Genomic DNA, 24,250 nt, shown 5'->3' with positions numbered 1-24,250 from the left:
CTACTCAACTAATTCCTATACAAACCCTAAATAAGAACGGCGCTCAATGAGCGCCGTTTTGTTAACTGTGTGAATACCGTGCAATTAGCTAAGGGGTCTTAGATAAGCAAGGAAACGCTTCTCTGCGAATTTGAAAATCGCGATGATGATGAACGTTAGTGCCATGTAGAACAGACCTGCCGTTAGGAAAGACTCGAATGGGGCATAGTAACGAGAGTTAACCAAACGAGCTGCACCGGTTAGATCCATAATGGTTACGATACCAGCTACCGCAGAGCCGTGAAGCATGAAGATAACTTCGTTACTGTAAGCCGGTAATGCACGACGTAGAGCGCTTGGTAAGATGATACGACGGTAAGTCTTAGGTGTACTCATGCCGTAAGCTTTTGCTGCTTCGACTTCACCTTTAGGTAAGCCGTTAATCGCACCACGAATGATCTCTGCGGTATAAGCTGACGTGTTAAGAATGAATGCCACCAAAGCACAGAACCATGCGTTTTCCCATAATGTGTCTTTCACTGGGAAGAATTGGTCCATACCGTAGTAAATCAGGTACAGCTGAACCAGTAATGGCGTACCACGGAAGAAATAGATGAATGACCAAGCCGGAGCATTAATCAGCATATTTGGACTGTTACGAGCGATAGCTAGTGGTATGGCGACGAATAAGCCAATGATCAAAGCAACGCAAACCATCCAAGCCGTTGTCCATAAACCACCAAGGTAAATCGGCAGGCTTTCAATTATCAATGAAAAGTCCATAACTACCTCGCGTGGATACTGAATTTACGTTCAACCAGCTTAAGTAAGCCCGTCGAAACACTGGTGAAGAATAAGAAGATAATCGCCACTGTCATATAGAAGGTAAATGGCATTTTGGTTGAACCCGCTGCCAGTGCGCTAACACGCACCATATCTTCTAGGCCAATAATGGAAACCAACGCGGTAGTTTTAAGTAAAACCAACCAGTTGTTACCAAAACCCGGTAGCGCGTGACGAATCATTTGCGGTAATAGAATACGACGAAACGCTAGAACAGGTCCCATGCCATAGGCCTTTGCTGCTTCCATTTCACCGCTATCAACCGCCATGATTGCACCACGGAAGGTTTCAGCCATGTAAGCGCCAAAGATGAATCCAATGGTTAAGACACCAGCAACAAATGGACTGACATCAATATAATCAGGTAAGTAAGCGGTCCATTCGTGGTTAGGATCACTTGATGTGAACCACTCATTGAGCCACTCATTGATGGAATACAAACTGTTGTTTAAAAGGATTTGTCCACCAAAGAAAATCAGCATCATCAAGACTAGATCAGGAATGCCTCGAATAACGGTTGTGTAGAGGGTTGCGATAGCACGAGCCCAGCGATAAGGCGCTAGTTTTGCTAAGGCACCTAGCATACCAAGAACCATAGCTAAAATTAGCGACAGCAAGGCAACTTCGATTGTGAGCACCGCCCCTTTCAGGATCGACGCTTCATATCCTTGTAAATCAAACATAATGAATTCCAACAGAACTGCGAAAAAGTTGGTAAGACAGGGAGAGGAGAACCTCTCCCTTAAGAAGTGATGCTAGAGATTACTCACCGTATACGTCGTAGTTGAAGTATTTAGCAGCGATCTCTTGGTAGATGCCTTTTTCACGTAGTGAAAGGATTGCAGCATCTAATTGCTTAGTCAGATCTTTGTCTTGCTTACGTAGAGCAATACCAAAACCTTCACCGAACCACTTAGGATCTGTTAGTGATGGACCAACAAACTCGTAGTCTTCACCACCAGCTTTGTTTAGTACGCCTTCTTCTAGAGCAGATGCATCGCCCAGTACAGCAGCAACACGACCGTTAGCTAGATCAAGGTAAGCTTCATCGAATGAACCGTAACGAACGATTTCTACAGTGTCACCGTAGTTGTCTGTTAGGTACTTATCGTGCGTTGTTGCACGTTGAACGGCGATCTTTTTACCACTTAGGTCATCAAAGTTAAGGTCTGCACCTTTCTTAGCGATGAAGTTGTTTGGGATAAGTGCGTATTTACCAGTGAAGTCGATCTTTTTCTTACGCTCTTCCGTGATAGACATTGCCGCGATGATCGCATCATATTTACGAGCAAGTAGAGAAGGAATAATACCATCCCAATCTTGTGCAACGATCTTACACTGCACCTGCATTTCAGTACAAAGCGCGTTAGCCATATCGACATCGAAGCCTTTCAGTGAACCGTCAGCTTCTGTCCAGCTAAATGGAGGGTAAGCACCTTCAATACCGAAACGTACTGTTTTCCATTCTTTTGCTTGAGCTACGCCCGTTGCAGCAGTTGCAGCAAGTGCCGCGACTAATAACCACTTTTTCATATCCCTACTCCTGTGATTTAGGTTTTTATGTTTTGCTAGTTTTAATATTGTGTTTGTTGCTACTTATTAACTTACTTGTTGTGTTTTATTGTTCACACCGTCGCTGTTTACCTTGGCAACGGCATTTCAATTCTGATTAGTAAATCGATGAGATAAATTGTTGTAAACGCTCAGATTCAGGTTCCGTAAACAGTTTAGCTGGATCGCCCTGTTCTTCCACTAACCCCTGATGCAAGAACATCACATGGTTAGATACGTCACGAGCAAAAGCCATTTCGTGCGTTACCACGAGCATGGTTCTGCCCTCTTCTGCTAGATCGCGCATTACGCCAAGCACTTCGCCTACTAACTCAGGGTCTAATGCTGATGTAGGTTCATCAAACAACATAACTTCAGGATCAACCGCTAGCGCTCGCGCAATAGCAGCACGCTGTTGTTGGCCGCCAGACAAATGACCCGGGTAGTAATCTTTACGCTCATACAGGCCGACTTTCTTCAGTAGTAGCTCTGCATTTTCAATCGCTTGTGCTTTAGGTACACCTAAGACGTGAACAGGCGCTTCGATAACATTTTCAAGAACGGTCAGGTGAGACCACAGATTGAAACCCTGAAAAACCATCGCCAGACGAGAGCGGATTCGCTGTACTTGTTTTTCATTGGCAGGAACAGAAACACCTTGGCGGTTGTTTTTCATTTGAATTAATTCGCCATTAACCCAAATCTCGCCTGCAGTAGGTGTCTCTAAAATATTGATACATCTAAGGAAAGTACTCTTACCCGACCCTGAAGATCCGATAATCGATACTACATCGCCTTTATGCGCAGAAAGTGAAATTCCCTTTAAAACTTCATTTTGACCAAACGTTTTGTGTAGATCCTTTATGTCCAGCGCTGGTACATCTTTCATGCGCTTTCTCTCCCAAGTTTGTGAAAATGCAAGGTACTCCGACCTTTTCATGCGATACAAACTAGCACCACACGGAATAACATGCAACAAATTATTAACCTAATAATTTGGAATAAATAGCGATTCACTCTGACTTATTATGCAAAAGGTAGCGTTTTCGCCTCAATTTAATGAATGGGTTCTATCAATAAGCTGTAATTACACCCCTTGCATTGTTTAAATAAAGTTAATCAAAATGAGATTCTCGTAGCTGGATGTCTCACAAGAAAAACACGTTTTGTGAACTTATAAACATTACTGTCGACAAAATATAGCGCATGCATTCAGCACACCAACCTCACCATAAGACACAATTATTTTAAGGTTATTACATTGTGAGTATTTTACTCAGAGCGTGGGGCAAGCGAGTAATAGTGAGATAACTCAGTAAACATAAAGCATTCAGCCAATGCCATAGCGGTAAAGGCTAGGAGAAGATAAGAAAACGACAGTTTGTGAAAACTAATTACACTATTTATCAATGGGAAGTTAATGAATCGCTGCGTTTTGTAGCTTTCTTTCACATAAACTCATAAAGTGATCAAGATCAATCACCCTAAAGGGTAAGCTTGTTAGACTCCCCAGCAAAGAATAAGGCATTAAAAATGCCAAACATTTCTTTTAACTTAGCTGCATAAAGCACATCAAAGCCGTGCAACATAATGTTAATGAGTTATAACTAAGAAATAACGCAATTACGCGAACTTATAGAATTCAATTTTAGAATTACTAACATAAAAATATGAGGAATCTATGTCAGACGTTGTGAACAATGCGAACTCTGAAGTAGAAGAGAAAAGCTATAAAGAGCTACACCGCCCTGCTTCTGAATTTGAGAGCCGCTCAGATTATCTAGATCACGAGCTTCAAATCATGAAGCCTCGCCGCTTCGGTCTAAACCTTCCAGGTCGTGACTTCCGCTTTGAACTTGAAGACCTTGTTCCTGCACTTGCTGGTACCATTGGTATCATCGCGATGTACTCTGCAGTAATGATGTCGTGGGCTGATGGCCTAACTCAAGCTTGGGATCACGTAAACCTAGGTAAAGAGTTTGCGATTGAAGTCGCTCGTGTAGAAATGCTTATCCCTGCACTGCTGTTCTGTATCCTTGCTTCTGGTTTCTTTAACCCTAAAGCAAACCTTGCCGGTAACCACGGCCCAATGATTCCTCTTATTGGTACCATCGCTCTCGCTGGTGCTCACCCTCTTGCATTGGCAATCCTTATCGGTGTCTTCGGTCTAATCCTAAGTTTCCTAAAAGGCGGCTCCAAGCTGGTTAACCTGACTTCGGAAGGTACCGCAGGTGGCTTGCTTATCTTCTTAGGCCTAACGGGTACTATGAGCCAAATCAATTCGATTCAAGAATGGGCGGTTGGTCTTCAATCTTCTACTGTTGAAGCGGGCAGCATGGGTTACGTTGGCTTAATCGTTCTTGCTATTACTATTGCTATCTACGCTTTCCTAGCAAAAGTGAACAAGCGTTGGTTAGCTATTCCAGTGTGTGCATTCACAGGCCTTGCTATTGCGTTAGTATTAGGTGCTGGCTTCGACATCGTATTCGAAACTGAAATGGGCATTCCAAACCTAAACCCAGTTTACTGGTGGGGTTCTACTTCTGAAGGTTGGATGCTTGGCTTGCCAAACGTTGAACACTTCATTGCATCTCTACCATTTGCAATCCTTGCTGTAGCAATGTGGTCACCTGACTTCCTAGGTCACCGTATCTTCCAAGAACTTAACTACCCTAAACGTTCTGAAAAAGTACTAATGGACGTAGATGACACAATGACTATGTGTTCAGTTCGTCAAATGGTGGGTACTGCAGTTGGTGGTGGTAACATCACATCTTCTTGGGGTACTTACATGATCCCAGCAGCAATCGCGAAACGTCCAATCCCTGGCGGCGCTATCTTGCTTGGTTCTCTGTGTATTATTGTTGCAATCCTTGGTTTCCCAATGGACGTTGCAGTATGGCCACCAGTAATGCGTGTAGCACTACTTGTAGGTGTATCACTACCTCTACTTGAAGCGGGTATGCAAATGGTCAAGGATTCAAAAGATTCTCAAGCGGCTGGTATCTGTATCTTTGGTTCAGCGGTTGTTAACCCAGTATTAGCATGGGCACTAACTATGCTTCTTGATAATAATGGTCTAATTGGTGATAAAGAGCGTGCAAAGCGTCTATCATTTGTAGATAAGATTGTTATCCCTGTTGGCGTTTTAGTTATCTGTCTAGTGGCAATGCTTGCAGTTGGTATGCTAGAAGGTCAGTATGGTCTAAAAGCTTGGCTATAATAGTCCTTACTACACAAAAGTAGTATTAGGATTAAAAAAAAGTTTGGGTGGCAACCCCTGCCACTCAAATTTTTTCAACTTTTTTTGGCATTTATTGATTTAGTTTAAGGTTTGCAGAAATTTTTTAGCGTAGTCTTGAATACATAGAGTAAAGACAACATATAAAAGGTAGTGACAATATATATAACCATATGATGCTTATATGCTCATATATATTGTTATTAATAAGAGTGTACTACCCTTACGAGGGGCGCTGGCTCAACAGTGTTAATGTACGTATTTTTTCTACTAAAAAGGTAGGTATGTCATGGCAGAGCAATTTGCTAAAGCTTGGGAAGATTTTGCTGCAGGTGAGTGGCAAAGCGAAGTAAACGTTCGTGATTTCATTCAAAAGAACTACACGCCGTATGAAGGCGACGAGTCTTTCCTAGTTTCTGAGGGTACTGAAGCAACTAACAAGCTTTGGTCTTCGGTAATGGAAGGTATCAAACAGGAAAACGCAACTAAAGCACCTGTAGATTTCGATACTTCTGTTATCTCTACCATTACTGCTCACGATGCAGGTTACATCGAGAAAGATCTTGAGACTATCGTTGGTCTACAAACTGAGAAGCCACTAAAACGTGCAATCATCCCTAACGGTGGTGTACGTATGGTTGAAGGTTCTTGTAAAGCATACGGTGAAACTCTTGACCCAATGGTTTCAAAAATCTACTCAGAATACCGTAAAACACACAACGCTGGCGTTTTCGATATCTATACTCCTGATATCCTAAAATGTCGTAAGTCTGGTGTTCTGACTGGTCTTCCTGATGCTTACGGCCGTGGTCGTATCATTGGTGACTACCGTCGTGTTGCACTTTACGGTATCGACTTCCTAATGAAAGACAAGCAAGCTCAGTTTGCTTCTCTTCAAGAGCAATTCGAAAACGGTGAAAACCTAGCAGAAACAATGCAACTGCGTGAAGAGATTTCTGAGCAACATCGTGCTCTAGGTCAAATCAAGCAAATGGCTGAGAAATACGGTTTCGATATTTCTGAGCCAGCTCAAACTGCTCAAGAAGCTATCCAGTGGACTTACTTCGGCTACCTAGCTGCTGTTAAATCTCAAAACGGTGCTGCAATGTCTCTAGGTCGTACTTCGACTTTCCTAGACATCTACATCGAGCGTGATATCGCTGCTGGCAAAATCACAGAAGACCAAGCACAAGAAATGATCGACCACTTCGTAATGAAGCTGCGTATGGTTCGTTTCCTACGTACTCCTGAGTACGATGAGCTATTCTCTGGCGACCCAATCTGGGCAACAGAGTCTATGGGTGGTATGGGTATCGACGGTCGTACGCTAGTAACGCGTTCGAACTTCCGTTTCCTAAACTCTCTATACACTATGGGTCCTTCTCCAGAGCCAAACATCACTGTTCTTTGGTCTGAGCAACTACCTGACGGCTTCAAACGTTTCTGTGCGAAGGTATCTATCGATACTTCTTCTATCCAGTACGAAAATGATGACCTAATGCGTCCTGACCTTGAGTCTGATGATTACGCTATCGCTTGTTGTGTATCTCCAATGATCGTTGGTAAGCAAATGCAGTTCTTCGGTGCTCGTGCTAACCTTGCGAAAACAATGCTTTACGCAATCAACGGCGGTGTGGACGAAAAACTTAAGATGCAAGTTGGTCCTAAAGAAGCTCCAATGACTGACGCTGTTCTTGATTACGATAAAGTAATGGACCGTCTAGATCACTTCATGGACTGGCTAGCTAAGCAATACGTGACTGCACTAAACAGCATTCACTACATGCACGACAAGTACAGCTACGAAGCGTCTCTAATGGCTCTTCATGACCGTGACGTTCGTCGTACAATGGCTTGTGGTATTGCTGGTCTATCTGTTGCAGCTGACTCACTGTCTGCAATCAAGTTCGCGACTGTTAAACCAATCCGCGACGAAGATGGCATTGCAACTGACTTCGAAATTGAAGGCGATTACCCTAAATACGGTAATAACGACTCTCGTGTAGATGATATTGCTTGTGAACTAGTTTCTACGTTCATGAACAAGATCCGTAAGCTTAAGACTTACCGTAACTCTATCCCTACACAGTCAGTTCTTACTATCACGTCTAACGTGGTTTACGGTAAGAAAACAGGTAACACTCCAGACGGTCGTCGTGCTGGCGCTCCTTTCGCTCCTGGTGCAAACCCAATGCACGGTCGTGATGAGAAAGGCGCTGTAGCTTCACTAACGTCTGTAGGTAAACTACCGTTTGCTGACGCACAAGATGGTATCTCTTACACGTTCTCTATCGTGCCAAACGCACTAGGTAAAGAACAAGACAGCCAACGTGCTAACCTTGCAGGCCTAATGGATGGTTACTTCCACCACGAAGCTGGCATTGAAGGTGGTCAACACCTTAACGTTAACGTTCTTAACCGCGAAACTCTTGAAGACGCAGTTAAGCACCCTGAGAAATACCCTCAGCTAACAATCCGTGTATCTGGTTACGCTGTTCGCTTTAACTCTCTAACTGCAGAGCAACAAGCTGACGTAATCGCACGTACATTTACTGAGTCTCTATAAGCTCACGCTCAATAGACAGTAAATAATATTAGCCTCGCCAATGTGCGGGGCTTTTTTATATCTGAAATAAATCGCACTACACTCACCTATCCCGCGAAATGTTAGGTTGAGCAAAAAAGCACCCTGCCATTCACTTTTTTTCCACAAATTCTGTCAAATTACGGTAATATCGCGGTTCATAATTTAAGAGTAACTGCTCCATGAAATACCTGCGTTGTTTACCCCTGATTCTTCTCTCTTTCTCATCTTTAGCCTCTGAGCGTTCTACGTTAACTTTTGCTTTAGATAATGATGGTATTTTTGGTGTCGACCAAGACTATACCAACGGCTTATTTCTGGGTTACACATCATCAAGTATTACGCCATATAACTGGGTAAAACCATTGAGTCTTTCCTACTGGGGCGCAAGCTCTCTAGACAAGTGGGAAATCACCATTGGCCACAAGATGTATACGCCTTCTGACATTGAGTTAGAAACGCCATCGCCTAATGATCGCCCATACGCAGGTTACCTTCACACTGAATTCAATTACATCAGCTTAAACCCACAGCAAGCCCAGCGTTTTAATATCACGTTTGGTACTACGGGCGAACGTGCACTGTCTGAAGATGCTCAAAAGCTGGTTCACTCAATCACTAAGTCGGATGAGCCGATGGGTTGGGAATACCAAGTCGATGATGAATGGGCGGGAAGCGTTGGTTACCTAAGCCATTTCAACCTAATGCGTAATCAAGCTCTTGCGAATACTGACTACGAAATCTCTAACGTTTCTGAAATCAACGTCGGTAACTTTAGAAGTGACATTTCAACGGGCTTCATGTTTCGTTGGGGTACAGACTTAGGCGGTAACTTTGGTGCAGCTAACATCACCACAGAAAACCCATTCAAACCGGGCATGATCGGCGCATCAAACGCTGGTTGGTTTACCTATGCAGGCCTCGAAGGTCGCTACCGATTCAACGACCTGACTATCGAAGGCGATCGCTCAGGTGTTGATGAGTACGCTAATAAAAACAACGAAGATCCAGCGATCTACGATGTGACTTTAGAGAACATTCAAGCAACTGCTGTATTGGGTGTCGCTTGGTATAACCGATACGTTGGTGCCTCTTTAGCGCTAACCGCAAAAACACCGGATTACGAAGAAGCGAAAGAGTCAGTGTACACCACTGGCGGTATCACAATGTTTGCTTTCTTCTAGCCACCAGTAAGGGCTTTCGTCCTTTACTTTTCAAGTTTAATAAAGGCAATCATCTTCACAGGTGGTTGCCTTTATTTTTAAAGGTCTCGTTACCATTTGACCCTATTTTATGTACCGTTTTTGTAATAAAATAAACGGTATAAATTCCTCTACGAGAATAGCTCATGTCTACAACTGGTCGCATTCACTCATTCGAATCTTGTGGTACTGTCGATGGCCCTGGTATCCGCTTTATTGTGTTTCTTCAAGGCTGCTTAATGCGTTGTATGTACTGTCATAACCGTGATACATGGGATCTTCATGACGGAAAGGAAGTAACGGTCGAAGAGATCATCAACGAAGCAAAATCATACCGTCATTTCATGAAAGCATCGGGCGGTGGTATCACCTGTTCTGGTGGTGAAGCGATGCTACAACCTGAGTTTGTTCGTGACTTTTTCCGCGCAGCTCAAGCTGAAGGCATCCACACTTGTCTTGATACTAATGGCTACATTCGTAAGCACACTGAAGTGGTTGATGAAGTCCTAGAAGCCTCTGATCTAGTTATGTTGGATCTTAAGCACATGCGAGATGAGATTCACCACGATTTCATTGGTGTATCAAACAGACGTACTCTGGATTTCGCACGCTACTTACACAAAATCGGTAAGAAGACGTGGATTCGTTATGTGATTGTCCCTGGCTACACGGACACACCTGAAGATGCTCATCTGCTAGGCGAATTCATCAAAGACATGGATAACATCGAGAAAGTAGAACTGCTTCCATACCATAAGCTTGGTGCACATAAGTGGGAAGCACTTGGTTTTGACTACCCTCTTGAAGGTACAAACCCGCCAAGCAAAGAGAAAATGGACGAGATTGTTGCTGTTCTTAGCCAGTACCATTCAAACGTAAAATACTAATCTAGACTGACGTTCATAGTGATTTCAAGCGCCTCAATTTCGATTGGGGCGTTTTCTTTTCGAGCCAAACAATCCTTTCACTTTTCTTTACAACTTTTGTTTATCAATTCAAAAAATCATATTAAATCCGTGTTGAGATCATGTTTCCACTCGTAGGAATGCTGTTACTCTTACTGCAACAAAAGAATACAACATTTAGTTTTTTAGTGAGGCTCCTCCCATGGAAATGACCAATGCTCAGCGTCTAATTCTATCAAATCAATACTACCTAATGTCTCAAATGGATCCTGAGAACTCCGCTAAATACCAACGTCTACAAACGATTGTAGAACGTGGTTACGAACTCCAAATGCGTGAGCTTAACAAAGAGTTTGGTTGTTTGACTGAAGCAGAATGTCGCGAAATTATCGACATCATGGAGATGTACCATGCAATGCAAGAGTCGAACAAAATGCTTGCAGAGCAAGAGCGTGCTGAAGTAGACCAACGTCGCCTGCAGTTCTTAGGTTTTGATATCGCTTCTGAAGCGCAGATCGTACACTACGTGCGTTTCCTTGTTGATTCTGAAGGTCTTTACCCTCAATTCGACAAAGCCGATCACCACTTCAATAGCCAGATGCCAATGCTAGAGAAGTACCGTCGCATGCTAACAACATGGCGCAACTGCCCTCGTCAGTACCACCTATGTGCGACAGAGCTATCTCAAATCTTTAGCGCTTAATTCGTTAATAGATCAGCGATAACTTTTAAAAAGTTTCAAGAAAAAGGGTTACTCATCATGAGTAACCCTTTTTTTATTCGAATCACTTGAACTAGAAAACGCAAGCAGCGTCAAATAACGCAGTAACCTTCTAGAGTATCAATTTACCATTTCAAACATAATGAGAATCAATAACGACTTTTTTGATAAACCATTCTCACATTCTCTTGTTATTTTCTGATAGCCAAGCGCATTAGACCGTTCATCATGCAAGATTATCAATAAGGCTCGGCTATGTATCTAACATACATAAATCCAGCACGGGTATTATTAAGCAACCTAAAATCTCAAAACAAACGACCAGATCCCCTCGAATGGAAAATAATTTGATTCTACGCGCCTCAAGTTGCCTATTGCGCTCGCCACGTTTTTCACACGCAAAATTGTAAATAAATACATAATTGTTAAGCAAAATTGTGGAAGCGGGTCTAACCTTAAAATGTAGGGAGAGCCTATTTTTCAATCGCTCGTCAGTTTTGACTGGTTAACAAGGGGAATGTGACTATGAGTATCTTTGACCACTATCAATCACGTTATGAAGCAGCCAAGGAAGAAGAGCTGACATTGCAGGAGTTCTTAGGGCTGTGTAAAGACGATAAAAGTGCTTACGCTAATGCTGCCGAGCGCTTATTACTAGCCATTGGCGAACCAGAGGTTATTGACACTGCTCAAGACCCTCAACTGAGTCGTATTTTCTCGAACCGTGTCATCTCACGCTACAGCGAATTTAAAGATTTCTACGGTATGGAAGATGCGATTGAACAGATTGTTTCTTACTTAAAACATGCTGCGCAAGGTTTAGAAGAACGTAAACAAATCCTTTACCTACTTGGCCCTGTGGGCGGTGGTAAATCTTCTCTCGCTGAAAAACTCAAAGCCCTGATGCAGAAACTACCAATCTATGTATTGTCTGCTGACGGTGAACGAAGCCCAGTAAACGATCACCCATTCTGTCTATTCGACGTTAACGAAGACGGCGACTTATTGAAGAATGAATATGGCATTGAGAAACGCTATCTTCGCTCAATTATGTCTCCGTGGGCAGCGAAACGTCTGCACGATTTTGGCGGTGATATTTCCAAATTCAAAGTCATCAAACTGCGCCCTTCTATTCTCGATCAAGTTGCGATCGCGAAAACGGAGCCAGGTGATGAAAACAACCAAGATATCTCGTCTCTGGTTGGTAAAGTTGATATTCGTAAACTTGAACACTTCTCTCAAGATGATCCTGATGCCTACAGCTACTCTGGTGCGCTTTGTAAAGCCAACCAAGGTGTGATGGAATTCGTGGAGATGTTCAAAGCGCCAATCAAAGTATTACACCCTCTACTTACGGCAACACAAGAAGGTAACTTCAACGGTACCGAAGGGCTTTCTGCACTGCCATTTGACGGTATGATTCTCGCTCACTCGAACGAATCTGAGTGGCAGACCTTCCGTAACAACAAAAACAACGAAGCATTCCTCGACCGTGTGTACATTGTAAAAGTCCCTTACTGTCTGCGTGTGTCTGAAGAAGTTAAGATCTACAAGAAACTGCTTGAGCACAGTGAGCTATCCCAAGCGCCTTGCTCACCAAGCACACTCGATCTGCTATCGCAATTCAGCATTCTTTCGAGACTAAAAGAGCCTGAAAACTCATCTCTATTCTCTAAGATGCGTGTTTACGATGGTGAGACTCTAAAAGACACCGATCCAAAAGCGAAGAGCTACCAAGAGTACCGAGATTATGCTGGCGTTGACGAAGGCATGTCTGGGCTATCAACGCGTTTCGCCTTTAAGATCCTGTCTCGTGTGTTTAACTTCGACCAAGCCGAAGTGGCCGCGAACCCAGTGCACCTGTTCTACGTTATTGAGCAGCAAATCGAACGGGAGCAGTTCCCTCAAGAGACCGCCGAGAAGTACCTAGAGTTCTTGAAAGGATACCTAGTGCCACGCTACGTAGAGTTCATCGGTAAAGAAATTCAAACCGCTTATCTAGAGTCTTACTCTGAGTACGGTCAGAATATCTTCGACCGCTATGTCACCTACGCAGATTTCTGGATTCAAGACCAAGAGTACCGCGACCCAGAAACAGGCCAACTATTTGACCGTGCTTCTCTGAATGGTGAACTAGAGAAAATCGAGAAGACAGCCGGTATCAGTAACCCTAAAGACTTCCGAAATGAGATTGTGAACTTTGTGCTTCGTGCCAAAGCCAACAATAACGGTCAAAACCCAGTGTGGACGAGCTACGAGAAACTGCGCACTGTGATTGAGAAGAAAATGTTCTCTAACACAGAAGAGCTACTTCCTGTTATTTCGTTCAATGCTAAGACCTCAACGGATGATCAGAAAAAACATGACGACTTCGTTGCTCGTATGATGGAAAAAGGCTACACCGAGAAGCAAGTGAGACTGCTATCTGAGTGGTACCTAAGAGTTCGTAAATCCTCATAACTAAACGGTATTGAGCTGCTCAACTGAGCAGCTCGTATAAACCAATAACTTTTATACCTTAGTAAATCAATAACTCTTATACCCGAATAAAAAGTAGGATCGCGACATCAGCTGAGAGGGAGTTCTTATGGCACAATTTATCGATCGGAGGCTCAATGGCAAAAATAAGAGTGCTGTGAATAGACAGCGTTTCTTACGACGCCATAAAGAGCAAATCAAAGAATCTGTGGCCGATGCAGTTAACCGACGCTCAATCACCAATACAGAAACAGGTGAAGACGTCACTATTCCCCATAAAGACATCAAAGAGCCGAACTTTCACCAAGGTCAAGGCGGCGTAAGAGAGCGCGTTCACCCAGGTAATGATCAGTTCATCACTGGCGATAAAATCGAACGCCCTAAAGGTGGTGGTCAAGGTGGTGGCTCAGGCCAAGGCGACGCAAGCCCTGATGGCGAAGGCCAAGATGAATTTACCTTCCAAATTTCAAAAGATGAGTATCTTGATATTCTCTTTGAAGATTTAGCTCTACCTAATCTAGAGAAAAATCAGGTCAACAAAATCACCGAATGGAAAACTCACCGCTCTGGTTACCAAAGCGCGGGGATTCCATCCAACATCGCTATCGTTCGTTCACTACAGCAATCTCTGGCTCGTAGAACCGCGATGACAGCAGGTAAAAAGCGCGAGCTTAACCTACTGATGGAACAGCTTGACCAAGTTAAAATGACGGAGCCGGCACAACCTTTTGAGGAAGGTCGCCTCAAAGAAGAGATTGCCGAGTTACGTAAAAAGATTGAAAGCGTGCCGTTCATTGACACCTTCGACTTACGTTTTAAAAACTACGAGAAGCGCCCTATTCCATCTAGCCAAGCCGTGATGTTCTGTCTAATGGATGTATCGGGCTCTATGGATCAGGCCACAAAAGATATTGCGAAGCGCTTTTATGTTCTTCTGTATCTGTTCTTAAATCGCACCTACGAAAACGTCGATGTTGTGTTTATTCGTCACCATACTCAGGCTAAAGAGGTCGACGAACATGAGTTTTTCTACTCACAAGAAACGGGTGGCACCATTGTTTCAAGCGCACTGAAACTGATGAAGGAAATTGTCGCAGACCGCTACCCTGCTAATGAGTGGAACATCTATGCAGCACAAGCCTCTGATGGCGATAACTGGGCTGATGACTCTCCTCGCTGTAAAGAGTTACTGGTCAATACGCTTCTGCCAACTTGCCAATATTACTCTTACATCGAAATAACACGCCGCTCTCATCAAACACTTTGGCACGAATACGAAAAACTCGAGAGTAGCTTTGACAACTTCGCCATGAAAAACATTAAAACGGTGGATGATATTTTTCCTGTGTTTAGAGAACTGTTCCAGAAAGAGACAGCGTAAGGGAGTTTGCCATGACAGCGAAATCAAACGTTGCAGAGAAAAACAAAGCTGCAAAAAAGAAAAACGACAAGATGCTGCCTGATGGTCCAGATTGGACGTTCAACCTCTTGGAGAAATACCACGTAGAAATCAAACGTGTTGCGCAGCATTACCGTTTAGATACTTACCCAAACCAGATTGAAGTGATTACTTCAGAACAGATGATGGATGCCTACTCGAGCATTGGTATGCCTATCAATTACAACCACTGGTCTTTTGGTAAGAAATTCATTCAAACCGAGCAAAACTACAAGCATGGCCAAATGGGCTTGGCATACGAAATCGTAATCAACTCCGATCCGTGTATCGCTTACCTGATGGAAGAGAACACGGTCACAATGCAGGCGCTGGTAATGGCTCACGCTTGTTATGGCCACAACTCTTTCTTTAAAGGCAACTACCTGTTCCAAACATGGACCGATGCCAGTTCCATCATCGATTACTTGTTGTTTGCTAAGAAGTACATCAGTGGTTGTGAAGAGAAATATGGTGTTGCTGAAGTCGAGCAGCTCCTTGATTCTTGTCACGCACTTATGAATTACGGCGTAGACCGATACAAACGCCCTGAGAAGATTTCCATTGCAGAAGAGACAGCAAGACAAGAAGAACGCGAAGCTTATCTGCAATCTCAAGTGAATGAGCTATGGCGAACCGTTCCTCAAAATAAAAGTAAGGAAGAAGAGACCAAGATCCGCTTTCCTAGCGAGCCTCAAGAAAACATTCTCTACTTTATCGAGAAGAACGCACCACTGCTTGAACCTTGGCAACGAGAGTGTGTTCGCATCGTTCGCAAAGTGAGCCAATACTTCTACCCTCAAAAACAAACTCAAGTGATGAACGAAGGCTGGGCAACCTTCTGGCATTACACCATTCTTAACCACCTTTACGACGAAGGCTTGGTGAGTGATAAGTTCATCTTAGAATTCCTACACAGCCATACCAGTGTCGTCGCACAACCTGCCTACAACAGTCCTTATTTCAGCGGGATAAACCCTTATGCGCTTGGCTTTGCGATGTTTAGAGACATCCGACGCATCTGTGAAGAGCCAACCGATGAAGATAGAGAGTGGTTCCCTGAGTTAGCCGGAAGTGATTGGTTAGAAGCGGTGCACTTTGCGATGCACAACTTCAAAGATGAAAGTTTCATCAGCCAATACCTTTCTCCAAAAATCATTCGAGACTTTAAGCTGTTCTCTGTACTCGACGACGACCGTAAAAATACCATTGAGGTGAGTGCTATTCATGATGATCCGGGCTATCGCCTGATTCGTGAGAAGCTTGCGGCGCAATACAACCTAAGTAACCTTGAACCAAACATTCAGGTGTTTAATGTCGATGTTCGTGGTGACCGCTCAATGACACTGCAATATGTGCCTCACGACCGCATCCCGCTTGATAAAGGCTACGACGAAGTGATGAAGCATCTCTATCGCTTGTGGGGCTTTGATGTGATTTTGGAAGAGCTCAAAGACACGGGTCATCGAGAAATCCTGACGACTTGTCCAAAACGTAATGATTATGGAGCCAAGATTTAATATCAATCACAGTAAGTCAGTGTTTGGTATAAAACTCCGCTCCCCCTACAACATAGTGGTCACCCGCTCGGAAGTGGAGCAATAAAAAAACGCATAAGTCTGATGACTTATGCGCTTTCTTTTTAAGGCTCAAACGTCTGTAAATGAACGTAAGGCACCAAGCCTAGAACTAGAACTAGAACTAGAACTCAATAAGCTTAAACAATCGGCTTTTGACCGCGTTCAATCAGCTTCATCAGCACGCTGTCTGCAGATTTACCTGCCACGCCAGCTAGCTTGTCTGACAGCTTTTTCTTCTGTACATAGTGAATCGCTAGAACCGTCTTGTCTTTGCATGCTTCAACAACTAAGTCATCAGAAGTACGGATCTCATCCACCAGCCCAAGTTCATGTGCTTGTGTACCAAACCAGTGCTCACCCGTTGCAACCTTATCAAGGTCTAGCGCTGGACGATGGTCACGAATGAAGTCTTTGAATAAGCCGTGTGTCTCTTCTAGCTCTTCTTTGAACTTCTCACGTGCTTTATCGCTGTTCTCACCAAACATAGTCAGTGTGCGCTTGTACTCACCCGCCGTTAGCTGCTCGAACTCAATATCGTGCTTTTTAAGTAGTTTGTTGAAGTTTGGCAGTTGAGCGATAACACCAATAGAGCCAACAATAGCAAACGGTGCAGATACAATTTTGTCTGCGATACATGCCATCATGTAACCGCCGCTTGCCGCCACTTTGTCTACCGAGATAGTCAGAGGCAAACCTGCCGCTTTGATGCGATCAAGTTGAGAAGACGCTAAACCATAGCCGTGAACCATGCCACCGCCAGACTCAAGTTTCAGCAATACTTCATCACCTTCACGAGCCACAGCCAGAACCGCCGTTACCTCTTCACGTAATGAAGCCACTTCTTTCGCATCAATGCTGCCGTTAAAATCAAGAACGAATAGATGTGGTTCACGCTTACTATCAAGCTCACCCTCTTTCGCTGCTTTCTTCACTTCTTTACCGCGTGATTTTACTTTCTCTTTTTCCGCTTTCTTTTCTGCTTTATCACGGGCTTTGATGAAAGCATCATCATGTAGATGGTGCTCTAGTTGTTCAATCGTCTGTTTATGATGTTCAGATAGGTTCGTGATTTCCAGCTCACCTTTAATCGCGCTTGATTTCCCACCCACAGATTTAGCAATCACTAAAATTGCGATGATGGCGATTACAACGGTCGCAATCTTGGCTAAAAACAAGCCGTAGTCCAACAAAAATTCCAATGTCATATCCCCTATTGTATGAATTAGTGTATTGTAACCATCTTGTCACGATTACCAAGAATTTCTCATCATTCCTGCGGTTATCTGTGTGATTAAACATCAATGGAATGACGAACATAATAAAAGAAAGAAGGATAAGCACAGTGGATTACCCAATCTCTACAGATGCCCTCAAAGATAAAGTAATTTTGGTTACAGGTGCCGGTGCTGGCATTGGTCGCCAAGCAGCACTAAGCTTCGCTCAACATGGTGCAACTGTCATTCTGTTAGGCCGCAATGTTAAAAACCTTGAATTCATTTACGATGAAATCGAAAGCGCTGGTTACCCACAACCTGCGATTATCCCATTGGATTTAAAAGGTGCGACAAAGCAGAACTACGTTGATATGGCTGAAACCATTCAATCACAGTTCGGTCGTTTAGACGGTCTACTTCATAATGCTGGCGTTCTTGGCACTCTGAGCCCGTTTGAGCAGATTGATGAAGAAACCTTTGATGATGTTATGCAGATCAATGTGAAGTCTGAGTTCTTGATGACTCAAGCTCTGCTACCTGCACTTAAAAAAGCAGAAGCAGGTCGTATCGTATTTACCTCTTCAACGGTTGGTCACTCTGGCCGTGCATTCTGGGGCACTTACGCAATTTCTAAGTTTGCTACCGAAGGTATGATGCAAATCTTAGCGGACGAGCTTGAAGACACGAACATCCGTGTTAACGCAATCAACCCGGGCGGCACTCAAACACGCATGCGTGCAAAAGCGTACCCAGGAGAAGATGCGAATAAGCTAAAAACGCCACTCGACATCATCCCACTGTACCTACATTTAATGAACCCAAGCGTGACAGATATTAATGGCCAATGTATCGATGCTCAACCTAAGTAACTGATATCATTAACCAACAGTAAAAAGTCGCTTCCATAGCGACTTTTTTTGTATCTAAATCAACCATCTAATACTTACTGCCGCTAATTTTCATCATTTCTCTTTGCATCTTTTTCATTGTTAAATATACTGTATAGATATACAGGTATTTAATTATGCATGAACTAATAAAAAACTTACAAGACCGCCAGCTAATCTGGAAAGGGTTACAATCAACAACGCAAGGAAGTACCACTTCAACAGGCTATCCTCAACTGGATAAACAGCTTGATGGCGGCTTCCCGACGCACGGCGTTATTGAAGTTGAATCACAACAAGGGATCGGCGAGCTTCGCCTCCTTACGCCCTATTTATCTCAACAAAACTCGCAAAAACTGGCCATATTCATTAACCCGCCAGGGAAGATCTGTGCTGAGTTTTTTAACAGCCAAGGCATTGAATTAGAAAACATTCTCGTTATCCAGCCTCAACGCGATCTCGATGCGTTGTGGGCAGCTGAGCAGTGCCTCAAAAGCGGCGCTTGTCACTCTGTATTGCTATGGGGAGCCGATCTAGAAATACACCAAACAAAGCGCCTACAAGCAGCCAGTGAAACCGGTAAGTGCCTGCAGTTTCACTTTAAAGCCACCAGCCATAATCAATTATCCCTGCCCGTTTCCTTAAGCATGAAACTCTCTTCTCACGCGCAGGGATTAAAGGTTGAAGTGACTAAGAGAAAAGGCAGCTGGTCGTATGGCAGCTTTATTCTAGACATGACACACTACTGGCCGTTACTCACAGAGAAAGTCGTTTATGAAGACAATTCAGACCGCGCTTTGTCTGGTAACACTGTGCTGGCTTTTCCTATTGCGAAGCAAGGCTAACGTATGTTGTGGCTTTATCTGCACTTTCCATCTCTGCAGTTGGATACCTTGTTTAACTCTAATGAATTGGGTTCGAGCGAAGACTCACGCGAACAACCTATTATCATCGTGGATGAAAAAGATCACCATGTACTGCAAGCAAACCCAGCTGCGCTGCAATCGGGAATTTCGCTTGGTATGGGCTTAGGGTCTGCAGCAGCTTTGTGCCACAACTTACACGTCCACCCTTACAGTATTGAACTGGAGAAAAGTAAGCTTAAAGAGATCGCTCAATGGGCGTATCTGGTCACTTCCGACATGGCGTTATTGCCACCTAATGGTTTGTTGATTAAAGCCTCTAACATGCTGTCACTTTACGACGGGCTAGATAACTACTGGCATGAGCTCAAAAGCCACTTAGAAACGCTCAATATCCAGTTCAGCTTCGCTACGGGTTATTCGCCGCTTTCTGCGATCCTTTTGGGTAAGCAAGCGATCAACCAAGCAACAAACAATATTGAGCAGATGAAAACTTGGGTCAATCAACAAGCATTAATTTCCAGTGAGCTACCGACCAAGCAAGTGGAACGCCTGAACCGTGTCGGTATCAATACCGTTGAAGACTTATTAAAGCTGCCTTTGCAAGAGGTCGCACGCCGCTTTGATATCGACTTGGTGAATTATGTCGGTCGCCTTAACGGCCAGTTCAAGCACCCGATTGATTTCTATCATCCACCAGAGAATTTCCAGCAATATTTGGAGCTATTGTTTGATATTGAAAACATCCTATTTATCGAAAAGCCGTTGCTGAAATTACTGAATCAACTCGAATGTTTTTTGAAGCTACGCGATCGAGTGGCTTTCGAGTTAACTCTGACTTTACACCTAAGAGATAAAGACGATCACCCTGTCTCTTTTTATTCGGCACAAGGTGATTACCTTGCTGAAAAATGGGCGAACCTTACTCATCTCACCTTAGAGTCACTCAAGCTCACCGCACCGGTTCAAGGACTGACCCTCAGCTTGGTTCGTCATGGAGAACCCCAAATGGCCTACCATGATCTTTTTGATGGTAATACCGGAACACTTGCCGCGTTAGATTTGCTCTCACTACTGCAAGCAAAGCTTGGACAAGCCTGTATTCAAACACCAAAAATACAGCACGACCCAAGGCCAGAAAAGGCCAATCAGTATTCGCTCCCAACACTGAGTAAGTCTGTGACAAAAAGGCAAACACCCCCAGAGAGCGAGCAACAAACCATAGCTCTCAGCGTCGTTCAACAGCGGCTCAGGCCCAGTATTTTACTACCAGAGCCCGAAGCCTTAACCGAAAGCGTCACCTTATCTCAAGGCCCAGAGCGCATTGTGTCTGGCTGGTGGGACGGAGAGAAGGTCATTCGTGACTACTTTATTGCTCACAGCGAAAACGGTCGGTGGCTCTGGATATTTAGAACGCCAGATAAACAGTGGTTTTTGCACGGCTTATTTAGCTAGTCGGTAAGAACGTAAGTCAGCAAGAAACTTTGTTAGCTCCTCCGTTCTACTTATTCAATTTCAGCGTCCCTTTTCAATCATGTTCACTCGCAATGGTTAAGTGAGATTACGTTATGTCTCAGCAATACTCAGAGCTATTTTGCCAAAGCAATTACTCCTTCCTTGAGGGAGCCTCACACGCAGAGGAGCTTGTTTTACAGGCCGATTTCTTGCGTTACAAAGCACTCGCGGTTACTGATGAGTGCTCAGTCGCGGGCATCGTTAAGGTTCACTCTGCGATCAAGCAACATAAACTATCACTCAAGCAAATTGTCGGGAGCATGTTTTGGCTAAATGAAGAGTGCCAAGTGGTCTTGATATGCCCAAACAGACAAGCCTACGCCGAGCTGTGCCGTATTATTACCAACGCGAGACGTCGTAGCAGCAAGGGACATTATCAGCTCTCTGAGTGGGATATCATGTCGGCTAAGCACTGCTTTATTCTTTGGCTTCCTCAACAGAAAAATGAAGACGCACACTGGGGGCAATGGCTCTCCCAGCATCATTCAGGTCGGTTGTGGATCGGCTTACAAAGACACCTAAAGCAAACCGACCAGCAGTACACAGATTACTGCGTTGAGCTGTCACAACATCACCAACTGCCGATTACAGCTTGTGGTGGTGTGTTGATGCACAATGCGAATCGCTTACCCTTGCAGCACTCACTCACTGCGATTAAATATCAAAAACCCATTACCGAAGTGGGCAGTCACTTACTCGCTAATGCAGAACGTTGTTTACGGAGTATCAATAAGCTCTCTCATATCTTCAAAGCGGAGTGGCTAGAAGAGAGCAACCGCATCGCTGAGTTGTGTGAATTTGATTTAGATAGCTTACGATACGAATATCCCAGTGAACTGATTCCTCAAAGTGAGACACCCATGAGTTATCTGCGCATGTTGGTCGAAAAGGGAAAACGAACTCGCTTCCCACAAGGTGTCCCTAATGACATTCAACAAATCATAGATAAAGAATTGGGATTAATTGACGAGCTTGACTACCCTTTCTTTTTTCTCACCATTCACGACATCGTGATGTTTGCTAAAAGCCAAGGCATTCTTTACCAAGGTCGAGGTTCAGCTGCCAATTCCGTGGTGTGTTATTGCTTAGAAATCACCTCAGTCGACCCAAGGCAGATTTCAGTGCTATTTGAACGTTTCATCAGTAAAGAGCGCGATGAGCCGCCCGATATTGATGTCGATTTTGAACACGAACGCCGTGAAGAAGTTATTCAATACATCTATCAAAAATACGGTAGAGAAAGGGCTGCACTTGCCGCAACGGTCATCTCTTATCGCTTTAAAAGTGCGGTAAGAGATGTCGGTAAAGCATTAGGGCTACAAGAAACCCAGCTCGACTACTTCATCAAGAACACCAACCGTAGGGACAAAAGCCTAGGTTGGCAGGCTCAGCTCACTCAATTGGGTCTACAACCTGATTCTTTGAAGGGGCAACAGTTTATCCACTTGGTGAATGAGATCATCGGCTTTCCACGTCACCTATCTCAACACGTTGGTGGCTTTGTCATATCTTCAGGGCCTTTGTATGAACTGGTTCCCGTCGAAAATGCAGCGATGCACGATCGAACCATTATCCAATGGGATAAGGATGATCTAGAAACCTTAGGCTTGCTGAAAGTTGATGTGCTCGCGTTGGGTATGCTCTCTGCGATTCGTAAATGTTTCGACCTGATCAAACGTATTCACGGGCGATCACTGACCATTGCTGAGATCACTCGCCTTAAGGACGATCCTCAGGTTTACGGCATGATTCAGCGAGCAGACACAGTCGGGATATTCCAAATTGAGTCACGCGCACAAATGAGCATGCTGCCAAGGCTTAAACCGAAGACTTATTACGACTTGGTGATTCAAATCGCTATCGTGCGTCCAGGACCAATTCAAGGCGATATGGTTCATCCGTTCTTAAAGCGTCGAGATGGCATTGAGCCAATCAGTTATCCATCTAAAGACGTGGAATCAGTACTGTCGCGCACCTTAGGTGTACCGATATTCCAAGAGCAAGTGATCAAACTCGCGATGGTCGCTGCAGGGTTCACAGGCGGAGAAGCAGATCAACTCAGACGGGCAATGGCCGCTTGGAAGAAAAATGGCAACGTCTTTAAGTTTAAAAACAAACTCATCGAAGGAATGCAAAAGCGCGGCTATGAGACAGAGTTTGCTGAGCAGATCTTTAAACAGATATGCGGCTTTGGCGAGTACGGTTTTCCTGAAAGCCACTCCGCTTCGTTTGCGGTGTTAGCGTATTGCTCCGCTTGGTTGAAATGCTACTACCCAGAGTGCTTCTACGCTTCTCTGTTGAATAGCCAACCGATGGGGTTTTATAGCCCTTCACAGTTGGTACAAGACGCACAACGACACAATGTGGTGATACTTCCGGTATGTGTGAACGCTTCTCAAAACGACCACACGGTTGCCCCTCATCAGAATGGTCTAGCGATTCGCTTAGGGCTGCGACAAATCAAAGGATTCAGCGAGCATGGAATTCAAAGCGTGCTCGCCAATCGTCCACCATCCGGTTATCGCCACCCTAGTCAGGTGAAACAGTTATCGATGAATAAGAAAGATATCGAGCTACTGGCATCGGCCAATGCGCTACATAACGTTTCTGGAGACCGCTTCCAGACTCGCTGGGCGATCATGGACTCGGCGTCGGATTTACCTCTGTTTAGCCAAGCCTATGACGATGCTGAGGCAGGACATGACGAACATGTACTGCACAAGCCCAATGAGATGCAAGATCTACTCGAAGACTTCACCAGTGTCGGAATTTCATTGAACAAGCACCCCATCACTTTGCTCGAAGAAGCAGGACGATTAGGTCGATTCACACACATGAAAGATTTAATACAGCAAAGACACAAATCTATGGTCACCGTTGTCGGATTAGTCACAGGTAAACAATCTCCCGGCACCGCGGCAGGTGTCACCTTTGTTACGCTGGAAGATAGCACTGGCAATATTAATGTCGTGGTATGGGGAGCAACCGCACGCGCTCAACAGCAAGCTTATCTCACAGCCAAGGCGTTAAAAGTACAAGGGATATTAGAAAAAGAAGGTGAAGTCGTGCATGTTATCGCGGGAAAACTTATCGATATTACCGATGAAATTGTTGGCTTGAAAACCAAATCTCGGGATTTTCATTAGCGAAGTACCAACTGTTCTCAATCGATCATTGGCTAAAGAAAAGAGAGAAAGAAATCGAGTAGGAGGAGGCCTCACGGCCTCCGTCCTCTCACACCACCGTACAAGC

General features: G+C 44.2%; 17 protein-coding genes. 12 read left to right on the top strand and 5 right to left on the bottom strand.

Going from position 1 to position 24,250, the window contains the following annotated elements; translation table 11 throughout:
- Nucleotides 1–84 precede the first annotated feature (84 nt).
- From AB6E52_RS04745 to AB6E52_RS04730, 4 genes are all read right to left on the bottom strand, one after another.
- The gene (locus tag AB6E52_RS04745) at nt 85–762 is read right to left on the bottom strand and encodes an ABC transporter permease (protein WP_017062123.1); all 678 of its coding nucleotides are present in this window, start codon (nt 760–762) and stop codon (nt 85–87) included.
- A gap of 2 nt (nt 763–764) precedes the next feature.
- Nucleotides 765–1,505: an ABC transporter permease gene (locus AB6E52_RS04740; protein ID WP_017066929.1), complete on the bottom strand. Its 741-nt coding sequence runs from the start codon at nt 1,503–1,505 to the stop codon at nt 765–767.
- Between the two features lie 79 nt (nt 1,506–1,584).
- Entirely contained in the window at nt 1,585–2,355 is a 771-nt protein-coding gene (locus AB6E52_RS04735) for an ABC transporter substrate-binding protein (protein ID WP_017066930.1), read from the bottom strand.
- A gap of 136 nt (nt 2,356–2,491) precedes the next feature.
- A complete protein-coding gene (locus AB6E52_RS04730; RefSeq protein ID WP_102319683.1) occupies nt 2,492–3,262 on the bottom strand; it encodes an ABC transporter ATP-binding protein in 771 nt (256 codons plus the stop codon).
- Between the two features lie 792 nt (nt 3,263–4,054).
- On the opposite strand from AB6E52_RS04730, the gene AB6E52_RS04725 reads away from it, so the two are divergent.
- The 8 genes from AB6E52_RS04725 (at nt 4,055) to AB6E52_RS04690 (ending at nt 16,459) form a co-directional block, all read left to right on the top strand.
- Nucleotides 4,055–5,596 (top strand): DUF3360 family protein, encoded by a 1,542-nt coding sequence (locus tag AB6E52_RS04725; protein WP_076656986.1) that lies wholly within the window; start codon nt 4,055–4,057, stop codon nt 5,594–5,596.
- A gap of 307 nt (nt 5,597–5,903) precedes the next feature.
- Entirely contained in the window at nt 5,904–8,180 is a 2,277-nt protein-coding gene (pflB, locus tag AB6E52_RS04720) for a formate C-acetyltransferase (RefSeq protein WP_017062127.1), read from the top strand.
- Between the two features lie 200 nt (nt 8,181–8,380).
- Nucleotides 8,381–9,382, top strand: coding sequence for a lipid A deacylase LpxR family protein (locus tag AB6E52_RS04715; protein WP_017063491.1), 1,002 nt, complete (start codon nt 8,381–8,383; stop codon nt 9,380–9,382).
- 164 nt (nt 9,383–9,546) lie between these two features.
- Complete coding sequence (gene pflA / locus AB6E52_RS04710) at nt 9,547–10,287, top strand: pyruvate formate lyase 1-activating protein (RefSeq protein ID WP_010437353.1); 741 nt, start codon at nt 9,547–9,549, stop codon at nt 10,285–10,287.
- Between the two features lie 220 nt (nt 10,288–10,507).
- Complete coding sequence (locus AB6E52_RS04705) at nt 10,508–11,008, top strand: YfbU family protein (protein WP_017066932.1); 501 nt, start codon at nt 10,508–10,510, stop codon at nt 11,006–11,008.
- Nucleotides 11,009–11,551: 543 nt separating this feature from the next.
- The gene (locus tag AB6E52_RS04700) at nt 11,552–13,486 is read left to right on the top strand and encodes a PrkA family serine protein kinase (RefSeq protein ID WP_017062132.1); all 1,935 of its coding nucleotides are present in this window, start codon (nt 11,552–11,554) and stop codon (nt 13,484–13,486) included.
- Nucleotides 13,487–13,613: 127 nt separating this feature from the next.
- A complete protein-coding gene (locus tag AB6E52_RS04695) occupies nt 13,614–14,885 on the top strand; it encodes a YeaH/YhbH family protein (protein WP_017062133.1) in 1,272 nt (423 codons plus the stop codon).
- 11 nt (nt 14,886–14,896) lie between these two features.
- Nucleotides 14,897–16,459, top strand: coding sequence for a SpoVR family protein (locus tag AB6E52_RS04690; RefSeq protein WP_017062134.1), 1,563 nt, complete (start codon nt 14,897–14,899; stop codon nt 16,457–16,459).
- A 197-nt stretch (nt 16,460–16,656) separates the two neighbouring features.
- Here AB6E52_RS04690 and sohB read toward each other — a convergent pair whose 3' ends face one another.
- Nucleotides 16,657–17,718, bottom strand: coding sequence for a protease SohB (gene sohB, locus AB6E52_RS04685; protein ID WP_004737399.1), 1,062 nt, complete (start codon nt 17,716–17,718; stop codon nt 16,657–16,659).
- A 143-nt stretch (nt 17,719–17,861) separates the two neighbouring features.
- On the opposite strand from sohB, the gene AB6E52_RS04680 reads away from it, so the two are divergent.
- The 4 genes from AB6E52_RS04680 (at nt 17,862) to AB6E52_RS04665 (ending at nt 24,144) form a co-directional block, all read left to right on the top strand.
- Nucleotides 17,862–18,602, top strand: a complete 741-nt coding sequence (locus AB6E52_RS04680; protein ID WP_017062135.1) for a YciK family oxidoreductase — start codon at nt 17,862–17,864, stop codon at nt 18,600–18,602.
- A 155-nt stretch (nt 18,603–18,757) separates the two neighbouring features.
- Nucleotides 18,758–19,465 (top strand): translesion DNA synthesis-associated protein ImuA, encoded by a 708-nt coding sequence (gene imuA / locus AB6E52_RS04675; protein ID WP_017063488.1) that lies wholly within the window; start codon nt 18,758–18,760, stop codon nt 19,463–19,465.
- Between the two features lie 3 nt (nt 19,466–19,468).
- Nucleotides 19,469–20,938 (top strand): DNA polymerase Y family protein, encoded by a 1,470-nt coding sequence (locus tag AB6E52_RS04670; protein ID WP_102319685.1) that lies wholly within the window; start codon nt 19,469–19,471, stop codon nt 20,936–20,938.
- 113 nt (nt 20,939–21,051) lie between these two features.
- Entirely contained in the window at nt 21,052–24,144 is a 3,093-nt protein-coding gene (locus AB6E52_RS04665) for an error-prone DNA polymerase (protein ID WP_102319686.1), read from the top strand.
- Nucleotides 24,145–24,250: the final 106 nt, after the last annotated feature.

It is taken from the genome of Vibrio sp. 10N.247.311.13, from assembly GCF_041467595.1.
Taxonomy (GTDB): Bacteria; Pseudomonadota; Gammaproteobacteria; order Enterobacterales; family Vibrionaceae; genus Vibrio; species Vibrio crassostreae_C.
Note: the sequence above shows the minus strand (reverse complement) of the source record. Positions and strands in the feature narration are given on the sequence as shown.

What these genes read in the sequence shown, in the direction of transcription:
- AB6E52_RS04690 (WP_017062134.1), top strand. Translation starts at nt 14,897, where the DNA reads ATGACAGCGAAATCAAACGTTGCAGAGAAAAACAAAGCTGCAAAAAAG.
- AB6E52_RS04730 (WP_102319683.1), bottom strand. Translation starts at nt 3,262, where the DNA reads ATGAAAGATGTACCAGCGCTGGACATAAAGGATCTACACAAAACGTTT.
- AB6E52_RS04670 (WP_102319685.1), top strand. Translation starts at nt 19,469, where the DNA reads ATGTTGTGGCTTTATCTGCACTTTCCATCTCTGCAGTTGGATACCTTG.
- AB6E52_RS04665 (WP_102319686.1), top strand. Translation starts at nt 21,052, where the DNA reads ATGTCTCAGCAATACTCAGAGCTATTTTGCCAAAGCAATTACTCCTTC.
- AB6E52_RS04735 (WP_017066930.1), bottom strand. Translation starts at nt 2,355, where the DNA reads ATGAAAAAGTGGTTATTAGTCGCGGCACTTGCTGCAACTGCTGCAACG.
- AB6E52_RS04700 (WP_017062132.1), top strand. Translation starts at nt 11,552, where the DNA reads ATGAGTATCTTTGACCACTATCAATCACGTTATGAAGCAGCCAAGGAA.
- pflA (WP_010437353.1), top strand. Translation starts at nt 9,547, where the DNA reads ATGTCTACAACTGGTCGCATTCACTCATTCGAATCTTGTGGTACTGTC.
- AB6E52_RS04705 (WP_017066932.1), top strand. Translation starts at nt 10,508, where the DNA reads ATGGAAATGACCAATGCTCAGCGTCTAATTCTATCAAATCAATACTAC.
- AB6E52_RS04740 (WP_017066929.1), bottom strand. Translation starts at nt 1,505, where the DNA reads ATGTTTGATTTACAAGGATATGAAGCGTCGATCCTGAAAGGGGCGGTG.
- AB6E52_RS04695 (WP_017062133.1), top strand. Translation starts at nt 13,614, where the DNA reads ATGGCACAATTTATCGATCGGAGGCTCAATGGCAAAAATAAGAGTGCT.
- AB6E52_RS04725 (WP_076656986.1), top strand. Translation starts at nt 4,055, where the DNA reads ATGTCAGACGTTGTGAACAATGCGAACTCTGAAGTAGAAGAGAAAAGC.
- pflB (WP_017062127.1), top strand. Translation starts at nt 5,904, where the DNA reads ATGGCAGAGCAATTTGCTAAAGCTTGGGAAGATTTTGCTGCAGGTGAG.
- imuA (WP_017063488.1), top strand. Translation starts at nt 18,758, where the DNA reads ATGCATGAACTAATAAAAAACTTACAAGACCGCCAGCTAATCTGGAAA.
- AB6E52_RS04715 (WP_017063491.1), top strand. Translation starts at nt 8,381, where the DNA reads ATGAAATACCTGCGTTGTTTACCCCTGATTCTTCTCTCTTTCTCATCT.
- AB6E52_RS04745 (WP_017062123.1), bottom strand. Translation starts at nt 762, where the DNA reads ATGGACTTTTCATTGATAATTGAAAGCCTGCCGATTTACCTTGGTGGT.